19 protein-coding genes and 1 tRNA gene are annotated in these 16,253 nt (G+C 50.9%); 14 read left to right on the top strand and 6 right to left on the bottom strand.

Going from position 1 to position 16,253, the window contains the following annotated elements:
• The 5 genes from H8D24_06020 (at window position 1) to H8D24_06000 (ending at window position 5,621) form a co-directional block, all read left to right on the top strand.
• Window positions 1-651, top strand: coding sequence for a TVP38/TMEM64 family protein (locus H8D24_06020; protein MBC8519943.1), 651 nt, complete (start codon window positions 1-3; stop codon window positions 649-651).
• Window positions 641-2,983, top strand: a complete 2,343-nt coding sequence (locus tag H8D24_06015; protein ID MBC8519942.1) for an FAD-dependent oxidoreductase — start codon at window positions 641-643, stop codon at window positions 2,981-2,983. Before H8D24_06020 ends, H8D24_06015 begins: the two co-directional genes overlap by 11 nt.
• Before the next feature lie 299 nt (window positions 2,984-3,282).
• On the top strand, window positions 3,283-4,629 hold the full coding sequence (locus tag H8D24_06010; GenBank protein MBC8519941.1) for a hydroxylamine oxidoreductase: 1,347 nt from the start codon (window positions 3,283-3,285) through the stop codon (window positions 4,627-4,629).
• On the top strand, window positions 4,629-5,360 hold the full coding sequence (locus H8D24_06005) for a cytochrome c3 family protein (protein MBC8519940.1): 732 nt from the start codon (window positions 4,629-4,631) through the stop codon (window positions 5,358-5,360). The genes H8D24_06010 and H8D24_06005 overlap by 1 nt, the downstream gene beginning before the upstream one ends.
• Window positions 5,361-5,387: 27 nt before the next feature.
• The gene (locus H8D24_06000; protein MBC8519939.1) at window positions 5,388-5,621 is read left to right on the top strand and encodes an RND transporter; all 234 of its coding nucleotides are present in this window, start codon (window positions 5,388-5,390) and stop codon (window positions 5,619-5,621) included.
• 62 nt (window positions 5,622-5,683) lie between these two features.
• Here the strand turns inward: H8D24_06000 and H8D24_05995 are convergent, their stop codons facing one another.
• Both H8D24_05995 and H8D24_05990 read right to left on the bottom strand, forming a co-directional pair.
• Entirely contained in the window at window positions 5,684-6,943 is a 1,260-nt protein-coding gene (locus H8D24_05995; GenBank protein MBC8519938.1) for an inorganic phosphate transporter, read from the bottom strand.
• 14 nt (window positions 6,944-6,957) lie between these two features.
• Window positions 6,958-7,632: a TIGR00153 family protein gene (locus H8D24_05990; protein MBC8519937.1), complete on the bottom strand. Its 675-nt coding sequence runs from the start codon at window positions 7,630-7,632 to the stop codon at window positions 6,958-6,960.
• Window positions 7,633-7,824: 192 nt separating this feature from the next.
• Here H8D24_05990 and H8D24_05985 point away from each other — a divergent pair, with 192 nt between their 5' ends.
• Genes H8D24_05985 through H8D24_05970 form a run of 4 tightly spaced genes read left to right on the top strand, consistent with a single transcriptional unit; the run spans window position 7,825 to window position 11,178 of the window.
• A complete protein-coding gene (locus H8D24_05985) occupies window positions 7,825-8,877 on the top strand; it encodes a methyltransferase domain-containing protein (GenBank protein ID MBC8519936.1) in 1,053 nt (350 codons plus the stop codon).
• Window positions 8,878-8,883: 6 nt separating this feature from the next.
• A complete protein-coding gene (gene arsS, locus H8D24_05980) occupies window positions 8,884-9,852 on the top strand; it encodes an arsenosugar biosynthesis radical SAM protein ArsS (protein MBC8519935.1) in 969 nt (322 codons plus the stop codon).
• The gene (locus H8D24_05975) at window positions 9,755-10,537 is read left to right on the top strand and encodes a TIGR04283 family arsenosugar biosynthesis glycosyltransferase (protein ID MBC8519934.1); all 783 of its coding nucleotides are present in this window, start codon (window positions 9,755-9,757) and stop codon (window positions 10,535-10,537) included. Before arsS ends, H8D24_05975 begins: the two co-directional genes overlap by 98 nt.
• A complete protein-coding gene (locus H8D24_05970; protein ID MBC8519933.1) occupies window positions 10,534-11,178 on the top strand; it encodes a TIGR04282 family arsenosugar biosynthesis glycosyltransferase in 645 nt (214 codons plus the stop codon). Before H8D24_05975 ends, H8D24_05970 begins: the two co-directional genes overlap by 4 nt.
• On the opposite strand, the gene H8D24_05965 is transcribed toward H8D24_05970, so the two are convergent.
• Window positions 11,175-11,405 carry a TIGR02647 family protein gene (locus H8D24_05965; GenBank protein ID MBC8519932.1) on the bottom strand — a complete coding sequence of 77 codons (231 nt, stop codon included), beginning with the start codon at window positions 11,403-11,405 and terminating at the stop codon, window positions 11,175-11,177. The genes H8D24_05970 and H8D24_05965 overlap by 4 nt on opposite strands.
• Before the next feature lie 322 nt (window positions 11,406-11,727).
• On the opposite strand from H8D24_05965, the gene H8D24_05960 reads away from it, so the two are divergent.
• A complete protein-coding gene (locus H8D24_05960; protein MBC8519931.1) occupies window positions 11,728-12,156 on the top strand; it encodes a hypothetical protein in 429 nt (142 codons plus the stop codon).
• Here H8D24_05960 and H8D24_05955 read toward each other — a convergent pair.
• Genes H8D24_05955 through H8D24_05945 form a run of 3 tightly spaced genes read right to left on the bottom strand, consistent with a single transcriptional unit; the run spans window position 12,126 to window position 14,320 of the window.
• Entirely contained in the window at window positions 12,126-12,689 is a 564-nt protein-coding gene (locus H8D24_05955) for a transposase (GenBank protein MBC8519930.1), read from the bottom strand. The genes H8D24_05960 and H8D24_05955 overlap by 31 nt on opposite strands.
• Window positions 12,679-14,055: a hypothetical protein gene (locus tag H8D24_05950; GenBank protein MBC8519929.1), complete on the bottom strand. Its 1,377-nt coding sequence runs from the start codon at window positions 14,053-14,055 to the stop codon at window positions 12,679-12,681. The genes H8D24_05955 and H8D24_05950 overlap by 11 nt, the downstream gene beginning before the upstream one ends.
• A 4-nt stretch (window positions 14,056-14,059) precedes the next feature.
• Window positions 14,060-14,320: a hypothetical protein gene (locus tag H8D24_05945; protein MBC8519928.1), complete on the bottom strand. Its 261-nt coding sequence runs from the start codon at window positions 14,318-14,320 to the stop codon at window positions 14,060-14,062.
• Between the two features lie 96 nt (window positions 14,321-14,416).
• Here H8D24_05945 and H8D24_05940 point away from each other — a divergent pair, with 96 nt between their 5' ends.
• The 4 genes from H8D24_05940 (at window position 14,417) to H8D24_05925 (ending at window position 16,253) form a co-directional block, all read left to right on the top strand.
• The gene (locus tag H8D24_05940; GenBank protein MBC8519927.1) at window positions 14,417-15,196 is read left to right on the top strand and encodes a tRNA threonylcarbamoyladenosine dehydratase; all 780 of its coding nucleotides are present in this window, start codon (window positions 14,417-14,419) and stop codon (window positions 15,194-15,196) included.
• A 151-nt stretch (window positions 15,197-15,347) separates the two neighbouring features.
• Window positions 15,348-15,497 (top strand): hypothetical protein, encoded by a 150-nt coding sequence (locus tag H8D24_05935; protein MBC8519926.1) that lies wholly within the window; start codon window positions 15,348-15,350, stop codon window positions 15,495-15,497.
• A gap of 169 nt (window positions 15,498-15,666) precedes the next feature.
• Window positions 15,667-16,089 (top strand): sulfur globule family protein, encoded by a 423-nt coding sequence (locus H8D24_05930; GenBank protein ID MBC8519925.1) that lies wholly within the window; start codon window positions 15,667-15,669, stop codon window positions 16,087-16,089.
• Window positions 16,090-16,176: 87 nt separating this feature from the next.
• Window positions 16,177-16,253 (top strand) — tRNA-Arg (locus H8D24_05925).

Genomic DNA, 16,253 nt, shown 5'->3' with positions numbered 1-16,253 from the left:
ATGAAAAAAATTCTGCTAATAATTGCTCTTGTCGCACTACTGATCATGGCATGGCAGTGGCGTGGCGATATCAACCAGCAGCAGATTGAACTCTGGATTGAACAGGCAGGGCTCTGGGCACCAATATTTTTTATAGTACTCTATGCGGTTGCCACCGTTCTCTTTGTGCCGGGCACAGTCTTGACTCTGGCTGGCGGCGCACTCTTTGGCCCCATCTTTGGTGCACTGATCAACCTTACCGGTGCCACTATCGGTGCCACCCTTGCTTTTCTGGTATCCCGTTATGTCGCCTCCGACTGGGTGGAGCAGAAGGCGGCAGGCAAGATGAAAAAAATCCTCGAAGGAGTGGAAGAGGAGGGATGGCGTTTTGTCGCCTTCACCAGGCTGGTTCCGCTTTTCCCATTCAATCTGCTCAACTATGTATTGGGGTTGACCAAAATCCCGTTTCTCCACTACGTGGTTGCCAGCTGGATCTTTATGCTTCCTGCATGTTTTGCCTACACCTATCTGGGGTATGCTGGAGGAGAGGCGCTGAAGGGGAGTGAATCGATGATCCAGAATGGGGTTATTGCACTGGCATTGATTGCGCTGGTTGCATTCATTCCGCGCGTGGTGACACGTATGCGACAGGATAGTGGTGATGGAAAGTAACAGATTTCCCATCATATACCAGCCAGTAGAACGTCCTGTATCTGAACAGGACTCCCTGCCTGGCCGTTACCCCAGGTTTTTTCAATGGCTCTCAATGGCGGCCTTCACCCTGGCCTTGATGGGGTGGCTAAATGAATCATGGTTTTACTGGTTTGAGAGCCCAATCTGGTTAAATCGCTATACTGAATACGCCATCATTCTCGGTTTTGGGGTGTGGCGCATCTGGGCCGAGAAGAATAGCTACACTAGAAAACGGCTGATCGTGCTGGTGGCTGTGGTCACCATTTTCTGGTGGTTGATCCCGTGGCTAATTCCCAGATTCGAACCCTATGTAGGTTATCTCTGGAGTCAGCCCATCTTTCCCAGTATCCACGTGCCCGGGACCATAACCTTCTTCCTGGTTTTGGGGTTGGTATTTCTCTTTGGTCGTCGTGTGGTCTGTGGCTGGGGCTGCCCCTGCGTAGGTGTCCGTGAGACTGTTGGCTATGCCTTTAGAGACCGCACTATTCGTGGCAAGTGGGCGCATCGCTTGCGTCACAGCAAGTGGTTCTTCTTTGTAATCTACATGGGAGTACTGGTTGCCACCCTGTTTCCACCATCTGCCTGGACCGTAACCTTTGTCGGCATGTTCTATGCAATGGTTGGACTTACCTATTTTGGAACCTTCTTTCTAATGCCTGCAGTGGGTAATCGATTCTACTGCCGTTACCTCTGCCCCTACGGCGCAACCTTCGGACTACTTAACCATGCCGGTTTCTACGGCATAGAGATGGAGCAGGAGCAGTGCAATGACTGCCGGCGTTGTGAGCAGGTCTGTGACATGGGTATCCGGGTCTGGGAGGAGGGCAAGGCGGAGGGGAGGGTCACCGATCTGGAGGACTGCATGGGGTGTGGCCGCTGTGTGGTCTCCTGCCCAACCAATGCACTGGAGTTCAGGGATGTGAGAAATCTGCTGCGTAGCGGTCTGAGACAGGATGCAGATTATCTGCTCAAGCGTACGGCGCAGCCACCTCTGCCACGCAGACTTCCAGAGTTGCTGCCGGCAGCAGAGCGTATTGGTAACTGGGATGAGATTGGTGCGACTCAAGAGGCAGAGGAGAAGATCTCATGGGTTATGGAGCAGGCGGGGCGCTGTCTAAATTGTGGTGTTCCGGGGTGTCGGAACGGCTGTCCACTCTCCAACAAAATTCCCGAGTGGCTTGGATTAGCTGCCGCCGGCAGGATTCAGGAGGCGGCGGCAGTGATTCACCAGACCAATCCATTTCCGGAGATCTGTGGCCGTCTCTGTCCGCAGCATCGCCTCTGTGAGGGAGGATGTACCCTAGCAACAGAGCCCGAAGGGGCGGTGGCCATTGGTGCACTGGAGAGGGCAGTATCTGATATGGCGCTGGAGAGCCCCATATCCATCAAGCCATCTGTAAGCCGGATCACTAAATTCGGTAACAAGAGTGTTGCGGTTGTAGGTGCTGGTCCGGCTGGCCTGGCCTGTGCGGAGCAGTTGGCAGCGTCTGGTTGTGGAGTATCGATCTATGATCAGGAGTCGGAGATTGGCGGGCTGCTGTTGAGCGGTGTCCCCTCATTCAAGCTGGAGAAGTCAATCCTGACTCATCGCCGCAAGATGCTGGAGCAGATGGGGGTTGTCTTCCATCTTGGGGAGCACTGTTCGACTGAGCAGATCAGGGCTCAGGCAGAGAGTGCAGATGCTCTCTTCCTCGGAACCGGGGCACAGAAACCACGCTCGGTACCGATTTCTGGAGATGATCTGGAGGGGGTATTTGATTCTCTGAGTTACCTGCGCCATGCCAATCCGAATTCCGACAATCCCAATAACCGGCAGATAGAGGGGCGGCGAGTTGTGGTTCTTGGCGGGGGCGACACTGCTATGGATTGTGCTCGTAGCGCCGTGCGTCAGCGGGCAGCTGAGGTAACGGTAGTCTGTCGCAAGGCAGAGGGGGAGATTCGTGCCGCCCCCAAGGAGGCTTTGGCGGCCAGTCAGGAGGGGGTGAACTTTCTCTACCTCAAGACGCAGACCGAGATTGTTGGGGAGGATGGCAGGGTCAGTGGGGTAAAACTGATGAGCCTCTCCACCAGGGATGATGGTCTTTGTGGTGACCCCGGTGTCGGTATTGCCGGACTTGAGGAGCTGCTGGAGTGTGACATCATTATTCTTGCCTTTGGTCAGGTCAAGGAGAAGGCCCCATGGCTGGAGACCCTGCAGAGAGAGAACAGCAAGGTGTTTACGGGCGGAGACCTCAGTCGTGGCCCCGATCTGGTGGTGACAGCCATTGCAGATGGGCGTAGGGCGGCTGCAGAGATTATGGAGCGGTTATGAGTAGTTGCACCACAGACGAGCGGCACAGAAGTGTGCTTGAGCGACCTGTAATTGAGAGAGTGCCAAGAGTTGCGACACGACTGGTAAATGGTAGCTACCTACTTGGATCATTGCCACTGCTCATTTCCCCAACGGCTCTGCTGGCCCACCATACTGATGACCATCTGGTGCTGATGGGGGGAGTAGAGGAGGCAGTTCGAGTAGGTGCCCAATCAGGTGGTGTTGATGGTCCTTGGGCGTGGTTTGCCATCTCCTTTGTTGCGGCACTGATTCTGATCGGGTTGCTGCGCTGGAGGGGGGTGCCACGTTATGTGATCGTTGCCGTGGTCATGGTGGCCATTGCCATCCCCTCCGGGTTTACCATGCTGGAGAGCAGCCGTAGTGGAACCGGGATTGGCCTCTACTCAAATGAGTGGGAGCCCGATCCAATGCAGCAGTATTGGGATCCGGAAAACTTCTATAATGCAAACAGCAAGATCAAAGCCGTTTTCAGTGGGGATCAGTGCATCCAGTGTCATCAGAGCATAACCCCGGGAATTGTGCGTGACTGGAGAGAGAGTAGACACTCTGCTCCCACCAATGGGGAGGAGGTTGTGAGGTGTCCAGCATGTCATGGGGATGATCATGGCAACCTCCATCTCCCCAACCCAACAACCTGTGGTGGCTGTCACACCACGCAGCTGACCCAGGTTGAGGATGAGAAAAAATATGGATTCCCCAGCCACGCCCTGGCCATGGAGCGAGCAGTTGATGCCAAACACTTTGTAGACAAGCCAAAACCGGAGGTACTCTCCTGTCTGCAGTGTCACTCAGTCGCCACCAAGTGTGACTCCTGTCACACCCGTCACCGTTTCAGTGCGGCAGAGGCGCGGCGCAGCGAGTCCTGCATTACCTGCCACTCAGGCCCCCCTCATCCAGATGACAAGACCTACTTTGCCTCTGCCCATGGCAAGATCTACAGAGAGGAGGGTGGTGACTGGGACTGGAATCAGCCACTCAAAAAAGGAAACTACAAGGCTCCAACCTGTGCTTACTGCCATATGGAAGAGGGTATTCATTCGGTTGCCCATAAATCGATCTGGAAATTCGGTATCCGTGAAATTAATCCCAATACCTCTGGCAACAAGGTTCTGCGAGAGCGCTGGGTCAATCTATGCATGGATTGCCACCAAGAGGAGGAGTCGCGGCAGTGGCTGAGAGAGATGGATGAGGAGCGCAAGGAGGCGTGGAATATGCTCTACAGGGCGGAAGGGGTGCTGAAAGATCTCCGTTCCGATGACAAGATTACCCCTGCTCCGGGTGAGCGTCCGCCATACCCGCTCGACAAGATGGACCAGCTCTGGCCACGGGCACATATAGGTTTTTTTGAGGGGCAGGCCTCCGCCTTCTACAATGTCTCGGGCATCGAACGTGACTATTTTGAGATGTGGTACTTCGATAATCTGCATGGATACAAGGCCGCTGCTCATGGCGATCCGGCGGGTGTGGAGGAGGCACACAAGGCCATGGAGCGTGATCTGAATGGTATCGAGAAGAGGGCGGAACAGTTACGCTCGTCTGCCAGCGAGGAGAGTGCTGCACATCCGCAAGATGATGGTCTCTGGCTTGAAGGCAGGTATACCGATTACAACAGGGAGAATAACTGATGCGATATCTCTGGTTTGCTCTGTGGATGGTATGGACTTCCACCCAGGCCGTGTCGGAGGAGTTCCTGCTGGACAAGGTATATGGCGAACAGGAGTGCGTCGAGTGCCACCATAAGGTCTCCGCAAAGATAGTGAATACTCATCGTCAGGGCAGACATGGCTCGGGCAGTGTAGGGTGTAGCGACTGTCATGGGAGTAGCCATAGCGATTCCCTGGCTCGCTCCAGAGCTAACCAGAGCTGTACCCAGTGTCACACTGGTGTAGAGCAGAGAAGTTACGAGACCTCCAAACATGGCGTTATCCTCACCCTGGAGGAGTCCAGCTGGGATCTCACCAAACCGCTTGCCACGGTCTCAGTCCGTACCCCGGGATGCGCCTACTGCCATCTATCGGATGGAGACCATGCTATGGAACCCAAGGCTGATGGTGATCCCAAGATATGTGGCAAGTGCCACTCTACCCGTTACCTGAAGACCCTGGCCTCCAGTGGAGAGGCGATGGAGGAGGTGGGTGAGATGAAGGTGCTGGAGGCGAAATGGCTTCTCAAGTGGAAGGGGGGAGATCTCCCTCAACAGGAGCAGAAAGAGTTACTAGATTCGGTGAAGAGACACAGGCACAATCTCCGCCTTGGAGTTGTTCACCACTCCCCAGATTTTCAGTGGTGGCACGGGCAGCCGGCACTAGATGGTGACTTCATCCGCATACGCTCTAAAATACTGGAATATAGATAAATAACTAATTGATATATCGAATAAAAAATGAAATGGATTGATAAGATACCACTAGGTCATCTAGTGTTGATTGCATTGATGCTGGCGGTTATGCCTGCAATTTTCCCTCCTCACCCTGAACCACATCTGGTAGAAAAACTAAAGATGCTGGCGGACGGAGTGCTTGTGAAACCGCTGGATATCTTTGACCTCCTCCTTCACGGCACCCCGATTACCCTGTTGCTGATCCGTTTGGTGCGGATCTGGAGTGGAAAGGTATGAATAAAAAAACCGCTCTCGGCACAAGCCAGGAGCGGTTTTTTGTGATCCAGTAACGTTAACAATTACAGAAAGACCCCCTTCAGGAAGAAGAAGAAGAGGATAGAGAGGAGCGCCCCGGCTGGGAGTGTAACTACCCAGGACATAAAGATGGTGCGAATGGTGCCCATATCCAGTGCAGCAATACCTCGGGCAAAGCCAACACCAAGAACAGCGCCAACCAGGGTCTGGGTGGTCGATACCGGGAGGCCAGTACCAGACGCAATAACAACGGTAGAGGCTGCGGCAAGCTCGGCAGCAAACCCGCGACTGGGGGTTAGTTCCGTAATTTTCTGTCCTATAGTGGCCATAACCCTGGCACCATAGGTAAGCAGTCCAATCACAATACCAATACCACCAAGTAGCAGCACCCAGCTTGGCATAATTGATTTGGTTTCAATGGTTCCACTCTGAACCACGCCAACCACTGCAGCAATAGGCCCAACTGCATTGGCCACATCGTTGGAGCCATGAGCAAATGCCATTGCTGATGCAGTAACAACCATCAGAACAGCAAAGACCTTCTCCACGTTGGCAAAGTGGAAATCCTTGTCAGCCTCCTCATCAACCTCAATTCTGCGAATAAAGAAGATACCTATAGCCATGATCACAACCCCAGCCAGCACTGCGAGCTGAAAACTGGTGCCAGTGGTGAAGTGTAGTCCTACATGTTTAAGCCCCTTGACGATGGTCACCAGTGAGATGACAAATCCAGTCAGAAAGATATACATGGGGACAAAGCGTTTGGCATTCTCAAAAGGTTTGTCGGTATCGAGTATCAGTTTTTGTACCGAGCGGAATATGGTGAAGGATAGCAATGCGGCCAGCATGGGGGCGCCAAACCAGCTCATAATAATAGATCCAACCTTGCTCCACTGAACCGCATCTACACCGATTCCTACAGCGGCAAAACCGACGATGGCACCTACAATGGAGTGAGTAGTAGAGACCGGCCAGCCAAAGTATGAGGCAACCAGTAGCCAGATAGCGGCTGCCAATAGCGCTGCCAGCATCCCGAATATCAGAATCTCTGCCCCATTTGGCATGCTCTGCAGCATATTGGAGTCGATGATCCCCTTACGGATGGTTTTGGTTACCTCACCACCTGCAAGGTAGGCACCCAGGAACTCAAAGATGGCAGCAACTACAACTGCCTGTTTAAGTGTAAGCGCACGAGATCCAACAGAGGTTCCTATTGCATTGGCTACATCATTGGCACCAATTCCCCAGGCCATAAAGAGACCAAAGATGGCAACCAGAATCAGATAAGTTGATGAATAATCCATTATTACATTCTCCCTTATCGAGCAAGCATTAGTTGCAGACGACTACCGACTCGCTGAGCAAGGTCACCAAGGTCACCGGTCCAGTTAATCAGCTGGTAGAGGAACATAACCTCCACAGGCGGTAGCTCATTCTCAATGCCAAATAGAATCGCGCGAATCTCACGTTCGATTGTGTCGGTGTCTGATTCGATGGCATCCAGCTCAGTCAGCATCTTCTCCACCAGTCTGACCTCACCGCCACGGAAGCCGGTCTCTACCAGTTCGTCAAGCTCATTGATTGCGACCTGTGCCTGTGCCGAGGCATCAACACTACGGCTTATGAACTTAATGAAAAGTGGGCCCATAGCTTCGGGGATCTCCATCTTGCGTCCGGTGATAATTCCTGCAATATCCTTGGAGCGGTTGGCAATACGGTCCTGCATCGCCAGTACATTCAGTACATCGCCTCTGGAGACCGGCATAAACATCCCTTTGGGGAGGTGGATACGGAGCTCTTTTTTCATGTCATCAGCTTCATGTTCGAGGTCGGAGATTCTCTTTTGTGTGGCGGCAACGCTATCAAAATCTCTCTCTATGGCCGCCTCAAACAGCGCCTCTAGCTCCGAGATACAGGCCTGAACCTTGGCCATGTGAGTCTGTAGTGGATTGATCGGTGATCGTGCAAATATTCCGGAAAAATAGTTTCCCATTTAGTTACCCTCCTTGGGTATATTTTCTATCGTTAAGTCGTTTCTTTGTTTAGTAGAGATTGCATTTTAATTGATGAGATTTATGCATGTAAAACCATTTTTATCATTTTTTCTGGGGTATTGATCGCTCGCATCTTTTATGATTAACGGCTATTCTGAAATGGTTGTTACGTAATTTAAGGGCACGTTTTTATGCATGATGAGGTAAAGAAATATTACGGTCAGATTCTGGTTACCAGCAGTGATCTACAGACTGATGCCTGTTGTACAGATGCATCGATGCCACCATGGCTAAAAGCGGCAATGGCTGATATTCACGATGAGGTATCAGCCAAGTATTACGGCTGTGGTCTGGTGGCACCACAACAGCTGGAGGGGGCCAGGATTCTTGATCTCGGTAGTGGCTCGGGGCGAGACTGTTACCTGTTGGCGCGCCTTACCGGTGAGGATGGATATGTGGTGGGTGTCGACATGACTGATGAGCAACTGGATGTGGCTAAGCGCCATATTCAGTGGCATGCCGACCGCTACTGTTACTCCACTCCAAACGTGGAGTTCCGCAAAGGGTATATCGAGAGACTGGATGAGCTCGAGCTTGAGGATGAGAGCTTCGATATTATTGTCTCCAACTGTGTCATTAACCTCTCCCCTGACAAGGATGCCGTGTTGCGTGAGGCGTGGCGGGTGCTGAAGCCAGGTGGTGAGCTCTACTTTTCTGATGTCTATTCGGAGCGCAGGGTGCCGGAGGAGCTGGTAAAGGATCCTCTGCTATATGGGGAGTGTCTCAGTGGGGCCCTTTACTGGAATGATTTTCTGACCCTGGCCAAAAACAATGGCTTTGCAGATCCGCGTCTGGTGGAGGATCGCCCACTAACTATCGACAATCCGAAGATTGAGGAGATGCTGGGGACACACCGTTTCTACTCCGCAACCTACCGACTCTTCAAGATTCCGGAGCTGGAGGGGAGCTGTGAGGATTACGGTCAGGCTGTTATCTACAAGGGGACGGTAGAGAACCATCCAGATCTGTTTGAGCTCGATAAGGGGCACCGTTTCGAGACGGGCAAGGTGGAGCCAGTCTGCGGCAACAGTTGGAGAATGCTGCGTGATAGCCGCTTTGCCGACCACTTCGAATTTTTTGGCAGCGGGGATACCCACTACGGAATCTTCAATGGTTGTGGTACCGCTATGCCGTTTGATGAAGATGGTAGTGGAGAGCATGCTTCCGAGGGAAGCTGTTGCTGATAGATTATGCTCGATAGTTATCCCCATCTGAAGGAGATCCCCTTCCCTCCAATTCAGCGCAGTCCACTAGAGACCCTGCAAGTTAACCTGGGTTACCGCTGTAACCTTAGCTGTACCCACTGCCATGTCAATGCCGGTCCCAACCGTACCGAGATGATGGATGGGGATACAGTCGACAGGGTAATTCAGGTGCTGGAGAGTGGGGGGGTTAAGGTTCTTGACCTCACAGGCGGTGCCCCTGAGATGAATCCCTGGTTCCGTAAGCTGGTTATGGCGGCAACCAGTCTCGGCATACGGGTGATTGATCGCTGTAATCTCACTATACTGGAGGAGCCTGAGCAGCATGAACTGGCTCAGTTTTTATCAGACAATCAAGTTGAGATAGTTGCCTCAATGCCTTGTTATCTAGAGGAAAACGTAGATGCACAGAGAGGCAAGGGTACATTCAATCTAAATATCAGGGGGCTCCAGCGGTTGAATAGACTGGGGTATGGTGACGATGCCGGTGGCAAGATCCTGAATCTTGTATACAACCCGCAGGGGGCACACCTTCCACCTTCACAGGGTGCGCTGGAGCCGGATTACAAAAAACATCTGCATGATAATTATGGGATTATCTTCAACCAGCTGCTAACTATCACCAATCTGCCTATCCACCGTTTTGGCAGCCGACTCCTCTCTAAGGGAGAGTTTGATGGTTATATGGAGCTGCTGCAGAGCGCACATCGAGATGAGAATCTATCTACAGTGATGTGCCGTTCACTCGTCAGTGTTGACTGGCAGGGGGTGATCTATGATTGTGACTTCAACCAGATGCTGAAACTTCCACTGCGCAGCGGGGATGAGCAGGTTATGCATATTGAGGATCTGCTGGATGATGATCTCTCAGAGCTCTCCATACGGGTTGCGGGGCACTGCTACGGCTGTACTGCTGGTCAGGGATCCAGTTGTGGCGGGGCGCTTAGCCAAGGGTAGGATATTGGGCTTACCTTCAATCTCAATCATCATTCCGGTAGTGAATGAGGCTACAGTAATTGAGAAAACACTCAGGCCACTGCAACCGATGCGGGAGCGGGGAGTTGAGATTATTGTCGTGGATGGTGGCAGCAGTGACCAGACCAGAGAGCTCTCACTGCCCTATATCGACCGCTGGGTTAAATCGGATTCTGTCGGGCGCGCACTGCAGATGAACAGGGGGGCGGAACTGGCCAGAGCGGAGGTGCTCTGGTTTCTTCATGCAGACACGCAGGTACCGGAGGAGAGTGATCAGACCATACTGCAGGCACTCCAAAAACAGTTATGGGGGCGCTTTAATGTGCGCCTGAGCGGAGATAGGATGCTACTGAGATTAGTGGAGATGATGATGAATCTGCGCTCATGCTGGAGCGGGATCGCTACCGGGGATCAGGGGATATTTCTTTCGCGCTCCCTGTTTCTGGAGCTTGGAGGGTTTCCGGAGATTCCGTTAATGGAGGATGTTGCCATCAGCAGAGAGCTGAGAAAGAGGGGACGCCCACTCTGCATTCGGCAGAGGGTGGTGACCTCCAGCCGACGCTGGGAGGAGAGAGGGGTGATAAAAACGATCCTACTGATGTGGGGTCTCCGTTTTGGCTACTGGGCGGGAGTCTCACCACAGCGACTAGCCAGAATGTATCGATGAGCTCTCCACTGCTTATCTTCGCCAAGGCTCCTGTTCCAGGATACGCAAAAACCCGTCTGATTCCGGCACTGGGTGAGCAGGGGGCAGCCACACTACAGCAGCGTATGATCAACCATGTAGTCGAAGAGGCGCGGCTATCTGGGGTGGGGCCGGTTACCCTCTATTGCGCCCCAGATTCATATCACCCACTCTTTCAGCAGCTGCAGCAGGACCATGGCCTGGGGATATGCAGACAACAGGGGGCGGATATTGGTGAGCGGATGTTGCATGGATTTGAGCAGACGCTGAAAGAGAGTGAGATGGCTATCCTGGTGGGTACAGATTGCCCGCAGCTGGATGCCAAGCAGTTTCAGGCGGTCCATGCCGCACTGCAGGGCTCAGAGGCGGTGGTGATTCCTGCGCTGGATGGTGGTTATGTGTTGATTGCGCTCAGGCGAGCTTTTCTGGACCACCTGCCAACCCTGTTCAGGGGGATAGAGTGGGGCAGTGACCAGGTGATGGAGGCGACCCGCATGGTTCTCGACAGGTCTGGGCTGGAGTGGGCTGAGCTCTCTCCACTGTCCGATATCGATATCGAAGAGGATCTTGCGCTGCTACCACCCCAGTGGGGAGTTAGTAACCCTTGTGGGTTGTGCTCCTAGGAGAGCATGTCATGTAGTGTCTGTGCTCTCTCGGCACACTCAATACCAAAGTCCGTCAGGTAGCCGCCATCCTTCTGTGAGGTTATCCCTTTTTTGTGAAGTCGCTCTGCCGCTTTAACCATGCCTACCCCGGCACTATTGTGGATCTTTATTCCCTCTTGTGTAGAGTGCAGGTCAAATTGCATTAGAAGATTAAGTTCGTCGACCAGCTCCTGCGTATAACTCATCCCTGTTATCTCCTTGTCATTATTGATAGACCTTCAAAGTATACTCGTTTTCATGGCGGTTACAGGAATATAACAGATAGACTCTGTTTAGATTTTATGATTTTGGCACTCTCTGATCACGACAAGGGGCCATGAATGTTGGCTGCTACTACATGGCCAATGCGGGAGGGATATTGGTGGGCACTGTGCTCTCTGGGTGGATCTATCAGCAGCAGGGGATAGATGGGTGTCTCTGCTCTATTTGCTTATAAGATGTGGACAAAACAGCAGGATGTGGACTATCCTCAAGGTGTTGAGGATGAACTTTATCAGGAGAGCAAAAATGAGAAAAACAGCTAGTGTACTAATTTTAACAATTGGCTCCTTTAGCACAACTGCTATGGCAACCGATCTAATCTGCAGTATGGATGAGATCAACAAGGGTACTGGCGAGGTTACGCATACTGACAATGTAACTGTCACTGTTCCAGACCAGAGCAGCAAGAACGTGACTGCGCTCACCTACTACAACAGTGACCGCATTATCGAAGAGTGGGAGATCACTCCTACCCATTCAAATTATCGTTATCGCAAAATTGTGGATGGTGATGTGCTGAAGATTGAGACCAGCTCTATTGAAGCCTCAAGCGGAAAAGTTATGGGTGCTGTTCATTATGATCCATCACCATATCTGAGGATTCGTGGTCACAAAGAGAAAGAGACAACCTTCTCAGGCCAGTGCTATCTGGCTCCTGCATCTTCAGAGAAGTAGCTCTTAACATCTTCCACCTGTTCTGAAATCCAGACATTGGCGCTCTCGGCGCCCTTGTCTGCGCTTTTCTTGCTCTCTTCATAGAATGCGGAGGCGTCCTTTTTGCACTGCTCTGGATCCTTGTAGCACTCCTCCGCTGCTTGAGCAGCATCTGCAGCAATCAAGCCTACCGAAGCGATAGATCCTACAATCGGTATTTTTGATGCGCCCTTGGCAATCTTTCTGATTCCCTTCGGTTTATCGGCCTCAATCTTCGCAAGCTTGTGATGTGCCTTGTCGAGATCTTTTCTGGTGGAATTAAGTCGCTCTTCTGTTGTTGCTAACCGTCTTCTCTCTCTATCCAGATCTCCACGACTCTTTTCCAGTTTTGATTCCAGTTTTCTGTTTTTTTTAAGTAGTCGTTCTGCGCTCTGCTTATAACCCTTTAGCTGAGCGACCTCTCCAAGAAGAGAGGTGATGTAATAGAGGCCACTACCAACTGCGCCAATGGACCCAACCAGCAATGCGGTAACCATTTTTTTTCTAACCGTCATCGTTGGCTGCCCACTCCAGGTTCTGTTCAATAGAGGAGCGGTGGTTGTTAATAACAACGGAGCCAAACTCCTGAACCAGAGAGTCCATCACATTCTGCTCTATGGTTTCGTAATCAGACAGATGCTGGTAGCTCTTGTAGAGGTCAACTGTCCTGTTTTGCAACTGGACTCGGAGCAGTGATTCAATCAGTAGGTCTGCAGCACTGTCATTGGTATATCCGGAGTACTCCTCACCAATATCCCCTCGTGCTGAGATAATCAGATCCAGCAGTCTGTCACTCTCCTCTTCGCTTGTCTCTTCTGTATGAATCAGATTTTCCAGAGTGATGCCGTGCCGTTTCGCAAGTTTTTGAGCCTTCTCTATCTTTTTTACTCTTGGATTAACAGCCTTTTTTTGAGGCCTCTTCTCTATTTTTTGCGGGGTATGGGAGGGAGGATCACCTGCCATACTCTTGTCGATGCTATCCAGCGCGGTATCAATCTTTTCAGCAGAATCACCATTGTCTGGGTCTTCATCCGTCTCGTCTCCTGGTGGAATATCCACAAATTCCTGGTGCCACTTCTCAACAACATCATTCCGTTCGGACGGGAGAAACTCTCCGGCTGCTACCAGTTCATCAAAAATTGAGCTGTAGACTATCTCTCTGGTCTCTCTATTCTGAATGGACTTGCTCTCGATGACTCTTGGGGTAATGCTGTTGAGCAGCTCTTTAATACGCCTGTCTCGATCTTGGCTGATGCTCCCATATAGAAGGTGGTCAAAAAGCATCTGCGGATCGGCAAACCCAAAAGTAGAGGAGAGTGTATCCATATCCTCCTTGAATGAGATAGCCTCACCAAGCTGCTCTCCAGTTAAATGTTCAACATCAACAGGCTCGACTGGCCCAATCAGCAGAGATATGGGGAGCTCTGTTGGGGTCAGGCGGAAACGGTCATGGATATTGCAAATCTCAAACAGAGCATCTGCCCGCTCTCTGGTGGAGAGCCACCGGTCATCATCTTCTTGTCCAACTTCGTCAGCAGCAAAGGTTTCTGGATCTTCTGTAAGTGAGGACTCCTCAGCAATGTTCTCAACTGTATCGTCAGTAACATCGTCGGTATCCTCATCGGCATCCTCATCGGCATCCTTATCGGCATCCTCCGCGACATCTTCAGAGATATCTACCATCATCTCTTCTGATAAATTCCCTCTGTCCGGTGGCTTGGTCGACTCTATTGTCTCCTCTTTTTTAGGGGCGAAAAAATAGACCGTAACTAACCCGGCAATAGAGACGGCAGACAACACAAGACTGCCAAGGAAGATGGCAGTCAGTAGCAGAAGCAGGAGGGTAGTAAAAGCGTAGAGTCTTTGCTTTTGTGTTAGCACAACATCATGGTGCCGTTGATTGAATCAACTGGAATGATTGCAGCGAGTGGAAATCCAGATCTAGTCCGGTTCCAATAACCACTAAAATCACCATGATAATGGCTGTGGCAACTATGGATGCAACCATGAATTTCATTACTAGCCACACCAGTGAGAGGAAGGATATATCCAGATCGGTTACCCGCACCTTGATGGGGTGTTTGTCCTGAAGGATGTCGCCATCAGATAGCTCACCCTTGTCGTTACGGTTGAATTTAATTCTCATATTGAGCGAAATTATACCAGAGAGATCTCGTCATCAAACCACCTCTTAAGAGAAAGATCAGGTATCCTCTCAGATCATCATCAGAAACATGGTTGTATGTCACATTTTTCAGAACGGTTTAGTGCATTATCGCGGGTATACGGTGAACGCGGGCTAGAGAAGCTTACTACCTCTCATATTTGTGTGGTTGGAATTGGTGGGGTCGGTTCATGGGTTGCCGAGAGCCTTGCGCGCTCTGCAGTTGGCAAGATTACCCTGGTAGATGGCGATATAATTGCCAGAAGCAACTCAAATCGTCAGATTCACACTCTGGAAAGTACGCTGAATCGCCCAAAGGTTGAGGTGATGCGTGAACGTATCATGGAGATAAATCCACAGTGTTGGTGTGATGCGGTTAAGAAGGATCTTGATCACGACAACATGAGAGATATCCTGGAGCGTGGATATGACTGCGTAATTGATGCCATTGACGGAATTAATGTAAAAGCCAGGATGATCTACCACTGTAAACGCAACAAGATCAAAATCGTGACAACCGGTGGAGCGGGTGGGTTGCTTGATCCAACAAAGGTGACCATACGTGATCTTGCCAAAACTGCAAATGATCCACTGGCTGCAAAGGTCAGGTCAGAACTACGTAGAAACTACAACTTTTCAAGAAACCCCACCCGTAGTTTCGGTATTCCATGTGTCTACTCAACTGAACAGCAGCGCTATCCATCGGCGGAAGGGGAGGTCTCTTACTCCAAACCTGGTGTTCCGGGTTTATCTCTTGACTGTGCCTTTGGGTATGGGTCAAGTGTGGCTGTGACCTCAGCAGTCGCACAGGCTGCATGTTATAAATCCATTAGCATTATACTTAATAAATCAGCATGATATGTTATGTATCTAATGTATACAATTAAAACAAAAGAGTTTCTGTAACCACATAAAAATACGTATTTTTACGTATTTATTCACAACCAGATGCTCTGTAATATCTTTGGTACTGGATTTACCTGTATAGAAATAGCTACCGAGACATATTATGAGCATCATTCAACACAATTTAGACGCAGTCATCATAGGCTCCATAGGGGTCATCTCACTGCTATGGTTGGGTCGTAGCATCTATCTTGCCATTAAGGATATTCTTATCGACAGGGCAGAAGAGAGATCCATATCTCACTCTCACTGAGATAACACCACAAGCCATTCTGGCCGGGAGCCTAAATATGCTCCCTGATTACTTTAACTTATCACTAACCACCGGCTACAAATAAAACTAATTTGATATATTGGTATTACCTTATATTATCAAGTTGCGTTAGATGTGGTTTCTTGTCAACAAGGTTAGGAGAAGAGTTATGAGAAAAGTAATCGCTGTCATCGTACTGACACTGGTTGCCTCCAGCGCTTCTGGTTGGTTTGGCGGAGACAATGATAGTTGGGGTGGTTGGGGTAACACGGATGGTTACGGTTATTCTGACGGTCGGGGTCGTGGTCACGGACGCGGATCTACCGACATGGATGGTTCATTCAGCATGACCATCAATGCCAGCGGACGTGCTCACACAGATATGAAGAGTGATATTGATGGTGACTGGAGAGGTGACTATTACGGTGATACCGGATGGAACACCCACTCCTATCCTTATCAGTATGGCTACTATGCATCTGCCCCAGCTTACAACCCAACAGCCGGCTATGAAGCACATCGGAAGGCAGTTGAAGAGCGCCGCGCCGCGGCTGCCCAAAAACGTGAAGAGGCAAGAGCTGTAACTGAATAACCTTGCCGCAACAGAACCCCGGCCGTCATTGCGGTCGGGTCAAATCGCTTGACTAGATTCATTCCCTCTATATAATACGCCGCTCATGCGCCCGTAGCTCAGCTGGATAGAGTACTTGGCTACGAACTAAGGTGTCGGAGGTTCGAATCCTTCCGGGCGCGCCA

It is taken from the genome of Candidatus Thiopontia autotrophica, assembly GCA_014384675.1.
GTDB lineage: Bacteria > Pseudomonadota > Gammaproteobacteria.
Note: the sequence above shows the minus strand (reverse complement) of the source record. Positions and strands in the feature narration are given on the sequence as shown.